At 53.8% G+C, this 305-nt stretch carries 1 protein-coding gene; it reads right to left on the reverse strand.

The window, feature by feature from the left end:
- Positions 1–185, reverse strand: a 185-nt coding sequence (locus FC75_RS13075) for an integrase core domain-containing protein (RefSeq protein WP_235808746.1), incomplete at its 3' end; no start/stop codon positions are given.
- Positions 186–305: the final 120 nt, after the last annotated feature.

The following is a 305-nucleotide window of genomic DNA, read 5'->3' on the forward strand; positions in this document are numbered from 1 at the left end:
GGGGTGAGGCCGTTTCTTTGTGCTGAACGATTGTGATGGTTGAAGTACTGGATGCCTTCCTCAACCAGCTTGACCAGCTCCTGGTAGGTCTTTGCCATCGGGTGTCGTTCCATCCACCGCAACTTGAATTCGTTCCACCAACGCTCCATTGGTGCGTTGTCATACGGGGTACCTGGTCGTGACATACTGCGCTTCACATTGTGGAACTCCAGAAAATGGCTAAATGTTCCTGATGTATATGCGGAGCCGCGGTCTGTGTGCACCAGTGGGTGTACTTCGCCAGAGGCCTCAAACGCCCGCTGGAA

Source organism: Lacticaseibacillus camelliae DSM 22697 = JCM 13995, assembly GCF_001436615.1.
Classification (GTDB): domain Bacteria; phylum Bacillota; class Bacilli; order Lactobacillales; family Lactobacillaceae; genus Lacticaseibacillus; species Lacticaseibacillus camelliae.